Here is a 13,766-nt window from a genome sequence, read left to right as displayed (position 1 = left end):
ATATTAATAATCAATGCAAATAAAATTTAAATTCACCAGATAAATCTAAAATTAAATAATCAGGAAGATGACAAGTCGTGGAATTTATTTGACGTACGAATATTTTGGAAAGTTAAAATAAAGGTATGAATAAAATCTTTAAAATGAAAAAAGGGTGCCGAAGCACCCCTTTTATTTTGCAAAAAACTATCAGCGATTAAGCGATAACTTTAGCAACAACACCAGCACCTACAGTACGGCCGCCTTCACGGATTGCGAAACGCAGACCGTCATCCATCGCGATTGGGTGGATCAGGGTAACAACCATGTTCACGTTGTCACCAGGCATAACCATCTCAACGCCTTCTGGCAGTTCGATAGTACCGGTCACGTCAGTTGTACGGAAGTAGAACTGTGGACGGTAGCCTTTGAAGAATGGAGTGTGACGACCACCTTCATCTTTGCTCAGGATGTACACTTCGGAATCAAACTTGGTGTGTGGTTTGATTGAACCTGGTTTAGCCAGAACCTGACCACGTTCGATGTCTTCACGCTTGATACCACGCAGCAGAACACCCACGTTCTCGCCCGCACGGCCTTCGTCCAGCAGTTTGCGGAACATTTCAACGCCAGTACAAGTAGACTTAACAGTGTCCTTGATACCGACGATTTCAACTTCTTCGCCCACTTTAACGATACCGCGCTCTACACGACCGGTAACCACTGTACCACGACCGGAGATGGAGAATACGTCTTCGATTGGCAGCAGGAATGGCTTATCGATAGCACGCTCTGGCAATGGAATGTAGCTGTCCAGTGCTTCTGCCAGTTCGATGATTTTCGCTTCCCAAGTAGCATCGCCTTCCAGTGCTTTCAGCGCTGAACCTTTGATGACCGGGATGTCGTCGCCTGGGAATTCGTAAGCAGACAGAAGTTCGCGAACTTCCATTTCTACCAGTTCCAGCAGCTCTTCGTCATCTACCATGTCGCATTTGTTCATGAACACGATCATGTATGGAACGCCAACCTGGCGACCCAGCAGGATGTGCTCACGAGTCTGAGGCATAGGGCCGTCAGTTGCAGCAACAACCAGGATAGCGCCGTCCATCTGAGCAGCACCGGTGATCATGTTTTTCACGTAGTCGGCGTGCCCTGGGCAGTCAACGTGCGCGTAGTGACGAGTCGGGGTGTCATATTCAACGTGGGAAGTGTTGATGGTGATACCACGAGCTTTTTCTTCTGGTGCGTTATCGATCTGGTCGAATGCGCGTGCAGAACCGCCGTAGGTTTTAGCCAGAACGGTAGTGATTGCTGCAGTCAGGGTAGTTTTACCGTGGTCAACGTGGCCGATAGTACCAACGTTAACGTGCGGTTTGTTACGTTCAAATTTTTCTTTAGACACGGCTATATTCCTTACTCTTGTGCTCTCCCTTCAAAGAGAGAGCACGGGATCATTGTGTTTAAACCAGTGGCTTATTTGCCACGAGCTTCAATAACGGCCAGGGCCACGTTATTCGGCGCATCATCGTACTTCAGGAATTCCATGGAGTAAGATGCACGGCCTTTGGTCAGTGAACGCAGCTGAGTCGCATAACCGAACATTTCGGAAAGCGGAACTTCAGCATGAATCACAACGCCAGTAGCGTTAGATTCTTGGCCTTTCAGCATACCACGACGACGGCTAAGGTCACCGATGACGTCACCCGTGTTCTCTTCCGGAGTCTCTACTTCAACCTTCATGATCGGCTCAAGCAGGACTGGTTTCGCTTTCTTAAAGCCATCTTTAAAGGCGATAGAAGCGGCCAGTTTAAACGCCAGCTCGGAGGAGTCAACGTCATGGTAAGAACCGAAGTGCAGACGCACGCCCAGATCAACTACCGGGTAACCGGCCAGTGGACCAGACTTCAGCTGTTCCTGGATGCCTTTGTCAATCGCGCCGATGAATTCACCAGGAATTACACCACCTTTGATTTCGTTGACAAACTCATATCCTTTCGGATTTGTGCCAGGTTCTAATGGATACATGTCAATAACAACGTGACCATACTGACCGCGACCACCAGACTGCTTAGCGTGTTTACCTTCAACATCGGTAACTTTAGCGCGGATAGCTTCACGGTACGCAACCTGCGGCTTACCGACGTTAGCTTCAACGTTAAATTCACGACGCATACGGTCAACCAGGATATCCAGGTGAAGTTCACCCATACCTGCGATGATTGTCTGACCAGATTCTTCATCAGTCCAAACGCGGAATGATGGGTCTTCTTTCGCCAGACGGCCCAGAGCCAGACCCATTTTTTCCTGGTCAGCTTTGGTTTTTGGTTCTACCGCAACGGAGATGACTGGCTCAGGGAATTCCATACGCTCCAGAATGATCACATTATCTGGATCACACAGGGTATCACCCGTAGTCACGTCTTTCAGACCGATCGCTGCAGCGATATCGCCCGCACGAACTTCTTTAATTTCTTCACGCTTGTTAGCGTGCATCTGAACGATACGACCCAGACGTTCACGCTGTGATTTCACTGGGTTAAATACAGTGTCACCAGAATTGACGAGACCGGAATAAACACGGAAGAACGTCAAGTTACCCACGAATGGGTCAGTAGCGATTTTGAACGCCAGAGCAGAGAACGGCTCAGAATCGTCAGAATGGCGAACTGCTGGAGTGTCTTTACCGTCATCCAACAAACCGTTGATAGCTTCAACGTCAGTTGGTGCTGGCAGATACTCAACAACAGCATCCAGCATTGCCTGTACGCCTTTGTTTTTAAACGCAGAGCCACAGGTAACCAGGATAATTTCGTTGTTCAGAACGCGCTTACGCAGAGAAGCCTTGATCTCTTCTTCAGTCAGCTCTTCGCCACCAAAGAATTTCTCCATCAGCTCATCTGAGCCTTCAGCAGCGGACTCAACCAGTTTTTGACGCCATTCTTCAGCCAGTTCTTGCATGTTGGCAGGGATTTCTTCGTATTCGAAGGTAACGCCCTGATCAGCTTCGTTCCAGTTGATAGCTTTCATCTTCACCAGGTCAACAACACCGGTGAATTTTTCTTCCGCGCCGATTGCCAGTTGCAGAGGCACCGGAGTTGCACCCAGACGTTTTTCAATCTGGTCAACAACTTTCAGGAAGTTAGCACCCATACGGTCCATTTTGTTAACGAACGCGATACGAGGAACTTTATATTTGTTTGCCTGACGCCATACGGTTTCAGACTGTGGCTGAACACCACCAACAGCACAGTAAACCATTACCGCGCCATCAAGAACACGCATGGAACGTTCAACTTCGATGGTGAAGTCAACGTGCCCTGGGGTGTCGATGATGTTGATGTGGTGTGGTTCGAACTGCTTAGCCATACCTGACCAGAAACAGGTGGTCGCAGCGGACGTGATGGTAATACCACGTTCCTGCTCCTGCTCCATCCAGTCCATGGTGGCTGCGCCATCATGCACTTCACCGATTTTGTGGTTTACACCGGTGTAGAACAGAACACGTTCGGTAGTGGTTGTCTTACCGGCGTCGATGTGAGCACTGATACCAATGTTACGGTAGCGCTCAATGGGTGTTTTACGAGCCATTTGATTCCTCTATAACTAGGACGTTCAAGTTCAGTTAACCCAAGCGGGTTGGCTTCTTGAAGCGCCCGCTTGGTTAGCATAACTACTGCGAAGTGATTACCAGCGGTAGTGGGCGAACGCCTTGTTGGCTTCAGCCATACGGTGAACGTCTTCACGTTTCTTAACTGCAGTACCTTTGTTCTCTGCAGCATCAGAAAGTTCGTTCGCCAGGCGGAGAGCCATGGATTTATCACCGCGTTTACGAGCAGCTTCAACGATCCAACGCATTGCCAGAGCATTACGACGAACCGGACGGACTTCAACTGGAACCTGATAAGTTGAACCACCTACGCGGCGGGACTTAACTTCGACAGTCGGACGAACGTTGTCCAGAGCGACTTCGAAAGCTTCCAGGTGGCCTTTACCGCTACGTTGAGCCAGGGTCTCAAGAGCAGTGTAGACGATTGCTTCTGCAGTAGATTTTTTACCATCTACCATCAGAATGTTGACGAATTTTGCCAGCAGTTCGGATCCGAACTTAGGATCTGGCAGGATTTTACGTTGACCAATGACGCGACGACGTGGCATGGAAATACTCCGTTGTTAATTCAGGATTGTCCAAAACTCTAAGAGTTTATTTTGACAGTAAAGTGAAAATGTTTGGCCTTACTTAACGGAGAACCATTAAGACTTCGGCTTTTTAACGCCGTATTTAGAACGAGATTGCTTACGATCCTTAACGCCTGAACAGTCCAGTGCGCCACGGACGGTGTGATAACGCACACCTGGCAAGTCTTTTACACGACCGCCACGGATCAGGATCACGGAGTGTTCCTGCAGGTTATGACCTTCACCGCCGATGTAGGAGGTAACTTCAAAACCGTTAGTCAAACGCACACGGCAGACTTTACGCAGTGCGGAGTTTGGTTTTTTAGGAGTGGTGGTATATACACGAGTACATACGCCACGTTTCTGCGGGCAAGCTTCCAGCGCTGGAACGTTGCTTTTAGCAACCTTCGTAGAGCGTGGTTTGCGTACCAGCTGATTAATTGTTGCCATTAAAAAGCTCCTGGATTTTGGTTCATAAACTACTTTGTAAACGCGTGATAAATCGCCCCATAAAAAGCATTAGCTAATATGGGGACGCAGAATTTTAGGGCTGACCTAAGAGGGTGTCAAGAAATATACAGCACATCGTTGTTTCACCATGCTGTTTGCTGGGCATGTTTCTCAGTCAGCGCGACGAAACCAGTATAGTCGATCAACGTGATTTTGTGTGAAATTTGACCAACCAGACCACGAGCCGCCAAATCTTCGCTTAAAACATAAACAGACTGCACATGCTGACTCATCAGGTTGCATGCCTCGCTGCCATCAACGGCAGCCAGTACACCGTCCTGCATCAGCAAAAGCGCATCATCCTGGGTGATCATGTTAATAAGCAATGAGAAATCACACTGTTGCGGGGAACTGGCAAGAGTAAAAAGCATGGAATTTCCTGGTTTAAAACGTCATTACCACATCATAATCAGCCAGCCGCTGGCGAATTTCAGCAACGGGCAACGGCTCAACATCCAGCACCCATTCATGACCGGCAGACAGGCCCCGCGTCTTTAAAGACTCTTCGCAAACAAAGCATTGATCGACATCGTAAAGAGATAACACGCCGAACGTGGCAATATAATTACGTGCTAAAATTTTTTCCGGTTGCTGCGCTGGCATCAACTGAAAAACACCGTCAGACATGAAAAACACACCGATATCTTCGGTTAGCGCTGACGTTGCCAGCAAAGCATCCAGCCCTTCCCGCCCTGCGGACGTCCCGTGCGGCCCCTGCGTGAATACAAACGCTATCTTCTTCATTATTGCTCCCTGTATTCACGCATCAGAACTGCACCAGACGATCACAGGTCAGCGAAGCTTCGGCCAGGCTACCCAAACCGGTCAGGGTAAAACCGGGTTGTAAGTTGGTCTGCCCATGCCCCTGATTGTGGGCTTCCGTTTCATCTATCACACCGCGACGCAAGGCGGCGGCGACACACACATTAAGCGCCACCTGATAATCTGCCGCCATCCGCTGCCAGGATCGAACTAAATCAAATTCATCCGATGCTGGCGCGGAAAGCAAATTGCCATTGAGCACACCTTCACGATAAAAAAACACGCTGTCGAGATGATGGCCGCTGGAGATCAGCGCCAGGGCAAACTGATACGCCGCACTGGCTTGCTGAGTGCCATAGGCAGGGCCGGTGACCAACAGGCAGTAACGCAGTTTCAACGTTCATTCCCCACCAGATCACCGCTTTTAAACTGGCGGATATATAAGTAAACCGTGTGCTTGGAAATGTTGAGACGATCAGCAACCTGATTGATGGCATCTTTGATATCAAAAATACCCTTTTCATAAAGATTCAGCACAACCTGGCGGTTCTTCGCATTGTTCGACACGTTACGGTCAGCGTTGACCTCTTCAATCGTGAACTCCAGCGTCTGGGCAACCAGATCATCTACGGACGAGGCGAAGTTAACGGACGAGGCGACTTCCTGCGTTTCAGGTGGCATAAAGGTCTGAATGATTTGCGAGAAAGGTACGTCAAGATTCATGTTGATGCACAGCAGGCCGATCACACGCTGCTCACGGTTGCGTATGGCAATGGTGACGGATTTCATCAGCACGCCACTTTTCGCACGGGTGAAGTAGGCTTTGGACACGTTGCTGTCCGCACCGGTCATATCATGCAACATGCGCAGTGCCAGATCGGTAATCGGCGAGCCGATTTTACGACCCGTATGCTCACCATTAGCAATCCGAACCGCTGAACATTTGAGGTCTTCCAGAGAATGCAGAACAATTTCGCAATGCTCACCAATCAGCATTGCGAGCCCGTCCACCACGGCCTCATATGAAGACAAAATTTCGTGATCGACCTGGCTGAAAGGACGTTGGTCCAGCAAATCCAGTTCGCCGGTTTCGCCAGTTATAAGCGAATTAGACATTGAAGCTACCACCCTCTATATCGCGCCTTCCAACGGGAGTCAGGACGCATTATTCATCATGTCAGGGTCGTTACTGTATCAACAATACAGAAAAAACGGCCTTACGATTATATGGATCTGTGACGTTATGCCGGGGAGACAAACGCGTCAAGTTATCATCATAGAGTAACCGCAATAAAAAGAGGGGCTGGTTCAAATAAAAGTGACTGACGAAAAAAAACCGTCGCGTTAAGCGACGGTTTTCAGCAGTAACTCAGCACCACTTAGTTTGCTTTTGGCGCGGCTTCCGCTTCAGCAGGTTTTTCTGCAGCTTTTGGATCAGCTTTAGGCGCAGCTTTCACATCCAGAAGTTCAACGTCGAACACCAGAGTGGAGTTAGCCGGGATCCCCGGAACGCCAGTTTTGCCGTAAGCCAGTGCCGGTGGAATGACCAGCTTGATTTTGCCGCCTTTCTTGATGTGTTTCAGGCCTTCGGTCCAGCCTGGGATAACACCGTCAAGACGGAAGGACAGCGGCTCACCACGGGTATAAGAATTATCGAATTCTGTACCGTCGGTCAGGGTGCCTTTGTAGTTTACAACTACGGTATCGCTGTCTTTAGGCGCTGCGCCAGCACCTGGTTTTTCAACCTGATACAACAGACCTGATTCAGTCTTCTTCACGCCTTTTTCTTTAGCAAAATCAGCACGGAATTTGTCGCCTTTGTCAGCGTTAGCTTTTGCGTCCTGCTCCATCTTAGCCTGTGCTGATGCTTTCACACGGCCTTCGAAGGTTTGCAGAGTCTGCTCGATTTCCTGATCAGACAGTTTACTTTTGTTCGCGAACGCGTCCTGAACACCGGCGATCAACTGGTCTTTATCCAGTTTAATGCCAAGCTTTTCTTGCTCTTTCAGGGAGTTGTCCATGTAGCGACCCAGAGATGCACCGAGAGCATAGGCAGCCTGCTCGTCATCACTTTTGAATTTGGCCGTGTCTGTTGCTGCCGGAGCAGCTGCAGCAGGGGCGGCGGCTGGCGCAGTTGCAGCAGCGGCCGGTGCTGTGGCTTCAGCAGCCATAACCTGAGTGGCATTCAGGGCGATAGCCATGGTGGTTGCCAGCAGAGTTACTTTAAACAGTGATTTCATCCATTTCTCCAAGACCAGAAGTCTCTGACCTCTGGTAATAATTACGAAAGTTCGGCGGTTACTATAACTGTCCGTCTCAAGACAAAACAATCTCTATACACGCCATTAGCGTCTTATTCCGACCTTTTTTACATCAATAAGTTTCGTCACGCGATCGGGACAGACGGATAAAGCGTCAGGGAGGTCAGGTAATCCTGCGGCTTTACGGGTAGAATCGCCAGTCTACAATACAGGATGAGGTTCAGGTCAGTGCACAACATGATCAACGCGAGCCGTACAGTGAGGTAATGATAATGAACTCAAACACCGTTGAACAACGTCTGGAGATGCTGGAAAACAAGCTGGCGTTCCAGGAGATTACCATTGAAGAGCTGAACATGATTGTCACACAGCATCAGCTGGAAATGAGCAGACTGCATGATCACCTGCGTCTGCTGACTGACAAACTGCGTGCCAGCCAACCATCAATGATTGCCGACCCGTCGGAAGAAACCCCGCCGCCGCATTATTGATGCTGATTTCGACGTAGCAAAAAGGCGCCTGCGAGGCGCCTTTTTCTTTAATGCAGCAAAGCGATTAATGACAACCGCAACCGCCGTTACCACCGCAACCCCCTTTTTTACCGTGGTCATGGTCGTGATCATGGCCACCGCAGCAACCGTCACCATGTTCATGGTCGTGACCATGGTCATGGCCGTGTTCGCCGTGAACGTGGCCATGAGCCAGTTCTTCTTCGGTCGCTTCGCGGATTGCCACAACTTCAACATGGAAGTTCAGGTTCTGGCCAGCCAGCATGTGGTTGCCATCAACCACTACGTGGTCGCCATCAACTTCAGTGATTTCGACAGGAACCGGGCCCTGATCAGTATCAGCCAGGAAGCGCATACCCACTTCCAGCTCTTCAACGCCCATGAAGACATCTTTAGGCACACGCTGAACCAGGTTTTCGTCGTAGTTGCCGTACGCATCGTTAGCGCCAACATGCACATCGAAACGATCGCCAACAGCATGACCATCCAGTGCAGTTTCCAGACCGGAGATCAGGGAACCGTGGCCGTGCAGGTAATCCAACGGCGCGCTCACCGGAGATTCATCAACCAACACACCGTCTTCTGTACGTACCTGATATGCCACGCTGACGACCAGGTCTTTTGCTACTTTCATGATAACTCCTACCGTTGGAAACTCAATTTGTTGTCTGCGGGCGTTGCGTAACGCACGCTACTTCGCTTAAGGCTAATTCAGTGACGGCCGCTTTTCGATGAGAGCATCCTGAAAAACGTGACCGGATAAATTTGGCGAAGAGTGTAGCGGAAATCCGCGTCTCTGTACTAACAGCATAAAAAAACACGGGCAATAACGCTACTTCGGATCGAAAATACCAATCACCTGCTCTTCCGGGCGAAGCTTCTTGCTGACCTGCGCGTCAGTCTGACGCTGATGGTGTCCGCACTTTACACACTCCACCACTTCAACCTGATCTTCCTGCCATAAAGCCAGTGTATCCATCGCCTTACATTTCGGACACACCGCACCAGCGATGAACCGTTTACGGGTTGTAGCCATATTACTTCTCCAAAAATTGCCGACATTGCGTCCGGTCAGTTTTCGATCAACCACCGAAATTATTTTTTCGCTACCGGACTATTCGTCATCATCCCAGCCATCAAGCTGGCGACGTTCGTTATGCATTTCACTCTGAAAAATGTCTTCCAGCTCGCGTCGGGCCTCTTTAACGCGGGAAATCTGCGCCACATCGCCCCGGTTTTGCGGTACCAGTTCACGCAACATCCGCATGTCGAGCCGACGAAAATGCTGCTGCGCGCGATACGCACTGTGCGGATGCATGCCCAGCGTCACGAGTGCTTTCTTGCCAAGCTCCAGAGCGCTGGAAAACGTCTCGCGGGAGAAATTCACGACACCCGCCTGCAAAAGCTCATGCGCTTCGACACGGCCACGGGCGCGCGCCAGAATATTCAGATGCGGAAAATGCTGCTGACATAAATGCACAATCGCCATCGTATCTTCCGGCTCATTGGAAGTAATAACGATCGACTTTGCCTTTTCCGCGCCGGACGCCCTGAGTAACTCCAGTTCGGTCGCATCGCCGTAATACACTTTGTAGCCGTAAGTCCGCATCAGCCCGACGGCGCTGATATCGCGCTCCAGCACCGTAATGCGCATTTTATTGGCCATCAGCAAACGGCCGATCACCTGCCCGAAACGCCCGAATCCGACAATAATCACCTGTGGCTCGTCATCCTGCACAAAATGCTTTTCATCGCTCTCTTCGCCGTCGTTGTAGCGTCGCACCAGGATTCGGTCAACCCACTGCATTAGCAACGGCGTAGTCATCATTGATAACGTCACCACCACCAGCAACAGCGAAAGCTGCGACGAAGAAATCACTTTCTGCGCACCCGCCGCCGAGAACAGCACGAAAGCAAATTCCCCGCCCTGACTGAGCACCGCAGAGAATTGCAGCCGGACCGAGGTGCGCAAACCAAACACGCGCGACAGCCCGTACAGCAAGGCACTTTTGACGGCCACCAGAATAATCACACCCGCCAGCACCAGCAAAATGTGGGTATAGAGCACCCCCAGATTTAGTGCCATGCCGACCGAAATAAAGAACAACCCGAGCAGTAAACCCTTAAACGGCTCGATAGCGATTTCCAGTTCGTGCTGATATTCGCTTTCCGCCAGTAAAATCCCGGCGATAAACGTCCCGAGCGCCATTGAAAAACCCAGCGTATCCATAAACAACGCCGAGCCGAGCACCACCAGCAACGCGGCGGCGGTAAACACTTCACGCACGCCGGAGGCCACAATCAGCCGGAAAATGGGTCGCAGCAGATAGCGTCCGCCGATCAGCATCCCGCCAAACGCCAGGACTTTCAGGCCGATCATTTCCCAGTTATTGCTGCCTTCAGAACCGCCCGCCAGAATCGGGATCAGGGCCAGTGCCGGGATCACCGCAATATCCTGAAACAGCAGCACGGCAAAACCGAGCTGGCCGCCTTCGTTACGCGTCATGCCTTTATCGCGCATCAGTTGCAGTGCCATCGCCGTTGATGACATCGCCAGCCCGATACCGCCAATCACCGCCGCCTGCCAGGAAAACTTCGTGAGATACAACAGGCCGCCGAGCACCAGCGCGGTCAGGATCACCTGCCCGGCACCAACGCCAAAAATTTGCCGCCGCAGCGCCCACAGTTTTCCGGGGTTCAGTTCCAGCCCGATGATAAACATCAGGAAAACTACACCCAGTTCGGAAAAATGCAGAATTTCATCCACGTCACGGATAAAGCCCAGCCCCCACGGCCCAATGGCAATACCCGCCAGCAAATAGCCCAGTACCGCGCCGATACCTAAACGTTGCGCCAGCGGGACGGCAACCACCGCAGCGAACAAAAACAGCAGGATTGCCGTAGGAATACTTGAAACATCCATCAGACGATCCCCCCATGCGGCAACGGCGATCGCAGCCATTCGCCGTAGGCTTCGGCATGGCTCTGCAACACATCAGGTTTCTGACGTCGCGCCCAGTAAATAACGATTGGCGTCATCCAGTGCATATGACACATCGCCGACGTCAGTTCGAACGGACGCATAATGTCGGACATCGGATAGCGGTTATACCCCCCCGCACGGTAAGCGCCTTCCGGCTCACCGGTGGTAACGACCGAACGCCAGTATTTGCCGTTAAGCGCATTCCCGCCAGCACCGCTGGCAAAACCCCGTGCCAGCACGCGATCCATCCATTCCTTTAATAAAGCCGGGCAGCTATAGGTATAAAGAGGATGCTGGAAGACGATCACTTTGTGTTCGCGCAGCAGCTGTTGTTCGCGGTGGATATCAATAAAAAAATCAGGATAGTGAGCGTACAAATCATGCACGGTGACATGCTCGAGTTGCTGTGCCTGCTGTAACAAAACGCGATTGGCGACTGAATCGGGTGATTCGGGGTGGGCGTACAGCAGCAAAACCTTTGGTGGCTGCGACATCAATACCTCCAAAGCGTCGTCAGGGTGCGGTTTTTCCGTTACCATGCTTCGCAAAGACAAAATGGGACGCGATACGTCTTGTTTAAATCATTATCATGACAATTTAACATACTCTCAACACGGCGCTTTATGATTGTTTTCTCCTCTTTACAAATCCGACGCGGCACTAATGTGCTGCTGGACAACGCGTCTGCGACCATCAATCCCGGCCAGAAAGTCGGGCTGGTGGGCAAAAATGGCTGCGGTAAATCCACCCTGATTTCCCTGCTTAAAGGTGAAATGAGCGCCGACGCAGGCAACCTGACTTTTCCGTCTAACTGGGCGCTGGCCTGGGTCAATCAGGAAACACCGGCTCTGGACGAGCCTGCGATAGAGTATGTTATCGACGGCGACCGCGAATTCCGCCAACTGGAAGCGCAATTGCAGCACGCCAACGAGCGGGATGACGGCCACGCCATCGCCACACTGCACGGTAAACTCGACGCCATCAACGCCTGGACCATTCCGGCGCGTGCGGCGAGCCTGCTCAGCGGGTTGGGTTTTACGCAGAATCAGCTACAACAACCTGTCAAATCCTTCTCCGGCGGCTGGCGTATGCGCCTCAATCTTGCACAGGCGCTGATTTGCCGTTCTGACTTACTGTTGCTCGACGAACCGACCAACCACCTGGATTTAGACGCCGTCATCTGGCTCGAAAAGTGGCTGAAAAGCTACACCGGCACACTGGTGCTGATTTCCCATGACCGGGATTTCCTGGATCCGATCGTCGATAAAATACTGCATATCGAACAGCAGATGCTGAACGAATACACCGGTAACTACTCGTCTTTCGAACGCCAGCGCGCGACCAAACTGTCGCAACAGCAGGCATTGTTTGAAAGTCAGCAGGAGAAAGTGGCGCATCTGCAAAGTTATATTGACCGTTTCCGTGCGCAGGCGACCAAAGCCAAGCAGGCGCAAAGCCGTATTAAAATGCTGGAACGCATGGAGCTGATAGCCCCGGCGCACGTCGACAATCCTTTTCATTTTAGCTTCCGCTCGCCGGAAAGTTTGCCCGATCCGCTGCTGCGGATGGAAAAAGTCAGCGCCGGTTATGGCGACACCACGATTCTGGAGTCGATCAAACTGAATCTGGTGCCGGGTTCACGTATCGGATTACTTGGCCGTAACGGTGCCGGTAAATCGACGCTTATCAAACTGCTGGCCGGCACCATGCCACCGCTTCAGGGTGATATTGGTCTGGCGAAAGGCGTCAAACTCGGTTACTTCGCTCAGCATCAGCTGGAGTTCCTGCGCGCAGAAGATTCGCCGCTGCAACATCTGGTGCGTCTGGCGAATAAAGAGACCGAACAGCAGTTGCGTGATTATCTCGGCGGATTCGGTTTCCACGGCGATAAAGTGACGGATCCTACCGGGCGATTCTCCGGCGGTGAAAAAGCGCGTCTGGTGCTGGCGCTGATTGTCTGGCAGCGCCCTAACCTGCTGCTGCTCGATGAACCGACCAACCATCTGGATCTCGACATGCGTCAGGCGCTGACCGAAGCGCTGATCGACTTCGAGGGCGCGATGGTTGTGGTGTCGCATGACCGCCACTTATTGCGCTCAACAACTGACGATTTGTATCTGGTACACGGCGGCAAAGTAGAACAGTTCGACGGCGATCTGGAAGATTATCAGCAATGGCTGGTGGACATTCAGCGTCAGGAAAGCCAGCAGGATGCACCGGCCAAAGACGGCGGCGTCAACAGCGCGCAGTCGCGTAAAGACCAGAAACGTCGCGAAGCCGATTTCCGCAATCAGACCCAACCGCTGCGTAAGCAAATCACCCAACTGGAAGCGCAGATGGAAAAACTGAGTACGGAACTGGCGGCAATTGAAGCGCGTCTGGCTGACTCCGCGATTTACGACATCAGCCGTAAAGCCGATCTCACTGACTGTCTGCAACAGCAGACCAAAGTGAAAGGCGCGCTGGAAGAGACCGAAATGACCTGGCTCGATGCGCAGGAACAACTGGAAGAGATGTCTAAAGCGTTTGATATCGAGAACTGATCGTCTGCCCGGAAATGAGGAAGGAGCCGTGATGGCTCCTTTT

15 protein-coding genes are annotated in these 13,766 nt (G+C 51.4%); 2 read left to right on the top strand and 13 right to left on the bottom strand.

Features of this window, described 5'->3' with window-relative positions; all coding sequences use genetic code 11:
• Positions 1-196: 196 nt before the first annotated feature.
• From tuf to fkpA, 9 genes are all read right to left on the bottom strand, one after another.
• Entirely contained in the window at positions 197-1,381 is a 1,185-nt protein-coding gene (gene tuf, locus RAHAQ2_RS01645) for an elongation factor Tu (protein ID WP_013573670.1), read from the bottom strand.
• Positions 1,382-1,452: 71 nt separating this feature from the next.
• Positions 1,453-3,567, bottom strand: coding sequence for an elongation factor G (fusA, locus tag RAHAQ2_RS01640; protein WP_014333586.1), 2,115 nt, complete (start codon positions 3,565-3,567; stop codon positions 1,453-1,455).
• Positions 3,568-3,663: 96 nt separating this feature from the next.
• Positions 3,664-4,134: a 30S ribosomal protein S7 gene (rpsG, locus tag RAHAQ2_RS01635; RefSeq protein WP_005969574.1), complete on the bottom strand. Its 471-nt coding sequence runs from the start codon at positions 4,132-4,134 to the stop codon at positions 3,664-3,666.
• A gap of 96 nt (positions 4,135-4,230) precedes the next feature.
• Positions 4,231-4,605 (bottom strand): 30S ribosomal protein S12, encoded by a 375-nt coding sequence (gene rpsL / locus RAHAQ2_RS01630; protein ID WP_013573668.1) that lies wholly within the window; start codon positions 4,603-4,605, stop codon positions 4,231-4,233.
• A gap of 143 nt (positions 4,606-4,748) precedes the next feature.
• Complete coding sequence (tusB, locus tag RAHAQ2_RS01625; protein ID WP_014333585.1) at positions 4,749-5,036, bottom strand: sulfurtransferase complex subunit TusB; 288 nt, start codon at positions 5,034-5,036, stop codon at positions 4,749-4,751.
• Positions 5,037-5,049: 13 nt separating this feature from the next.
• Complete coding sequence (tusC, locus tag RAHAQ2_RS01620; protein ID WP_014333584.1) at positions 5,050-5,409, bottom strand: sulfurtransferase complex subunit TusC; 360 nt, start codon at positions 5,407-5,409, stop codon at positions 5,050-5,052.
• Between the two features lie 22 nt (positions 5,410-5,431).
• The gene (gene tusD / locus RAHAQ2_RS01615; RefSeq protein WP_014333583.1) at positions 5,432-5,824 is read right to left on the bottom strand and encodes a sulfurtransferase complex subunit TusD; all 393 of its coding nucleotides are present in this window, start codon (positions 5,822-5,824) and stop codon (positions 5,432-5,434) included.
• Entirely contained in the window at positions 5,821-6,543 is a 723-nt protein-coding gene (locus RAHAQ2_RS01610) for a helix-turn-helix transcriptional regulator (RefSeq protein ID WP_013573664.1), read from the bottom strand. The genes tusD and RAHAQ2_RS01610 overlap by 4 nt, the downstream gene beginning before the upstream one ends.
• A gap of 263 nt (positions 6,544-6,806) precedes the next feature.
• On the bottom strand, positions 6,807-7,667 hold the full coding sequence (gene fkpA, locus RAHAQ2_RS01605; protein ID WP_014333582.1) for an FKBP-type peptidyl-prolyl cis-trans isomerase: 861 nt from the start codon (positions 7,665-7,667) through the stop codon (positions 6,807-6,809).
• A gap of 293 nt (positions 7,668-7,960) precedes the next feature.
• On the opposite strand from fkpA, the gene RAHAQ2_RS01600 reads away from it, so the two are divergent.
• On the top strand, positions 7,961-8,179 hold the full coding sequence (locus tag RAHAQ2_RS01600) for a protein SlyX (protein WP_014333581.1): 219 nt from the start codon (positions 7,961-7,963) through the stop codon (positions 8,177-8,179).
• Positions 8,180-8,243: 64 nt separating this feature from the next.
• On the opposite strand, the gene slyD is transcribed toward RAHAQ2_RS01600, so the two are convergent.
• From slyD to kefG, 4 genes are all read right to left on the bottom strand, one after another.
• Positions 8,244-8,831, bottom strand: a complete 588-nt coding sequence (slyD, locus tag RAHAQ2_RS01595; RefSeq protein ID WP_014333580.1) for a peptidylprolyl isomerase — start codon at positions 8,829-8,831, stop codon at positions 8,244-8,246.
• A gap of 198 nt (positions 8,832-9,029) precedes the next feature.
• On the bottom strand, positions 9,030-9,233 hold the full coding sequence (locus RAHAQ2_RS01590; RefSeq protein ID WP_013573660.1) for a YheV family putative zinc ribbon protein: 204 nt from the start codon (positions 9,231-9,233) through the stop codon (positions 9,030-9,032).
• A gap of 78 nt (positions 9,234-9,311) precedes the next feature.
• Positions 9,312-11,120: a glutathione-regulated potassium-efflux system protein KefB gene (gene kefB, locus RAHAQ2_RS01585; RefSeq protein ID WP_014333579.1), complete on the bottom strand. Its 1,809-nt coding sequence runs from the start codon at positions 11,118-11,120 to the stop codon at positions 9,312-9,314.
• Positions 11,120-11,674: a glutathione-regulated potassium-efflux system ancillary protein KefG gene (kefG, locus tag RAHAQ2_RS01580; protein WP_014333578.1), complete on the bottom strand. Its 555-nt coding sequence runs from the start codon at positions 11,672-11,674 to the stop codon at positions 11,120-11,122. Before kefG ends, kefB begins: the two co-directional genes overlap by 1 nt.
• 129 nt (positions 11,675-11,803) lie before the next feature.
• On the opposite strand from kefG, the gene RAHAQ2_RS01575 reads away from it, so the two are divergent.
• Positions 11,804-13,723 (top strand): ABC transporter ATP-binding protein, encoded by a 1,920-nt coding sequence (locus RAHAQ2_RS01575; protein WP_014333577.1) that lies wholly within the window; start codon positions 11,804-11,806, stop codon positions 13,721-13,723.
• Positions 13,724-13,766 lie beyond the last annotated feature (43 nt).

The sequence above is a fragment of the Rahnella aquatilis CIP 78.65 = ATCC 33071 genome, assembly GCF_000241955.1.
GTDB classification, from domain to species: Bacteria; Pseudomonadota; Gammaproteobacteria; order Enterobacterales; family Enterobacteriaceae; genus Rahnella; species Rahnella aquatilis.
The sequence above is the reverse complement of the archived record's forward strand: the minus strand, read 5'-3'. Positions and strand labels throughout refer to the sequence as shown.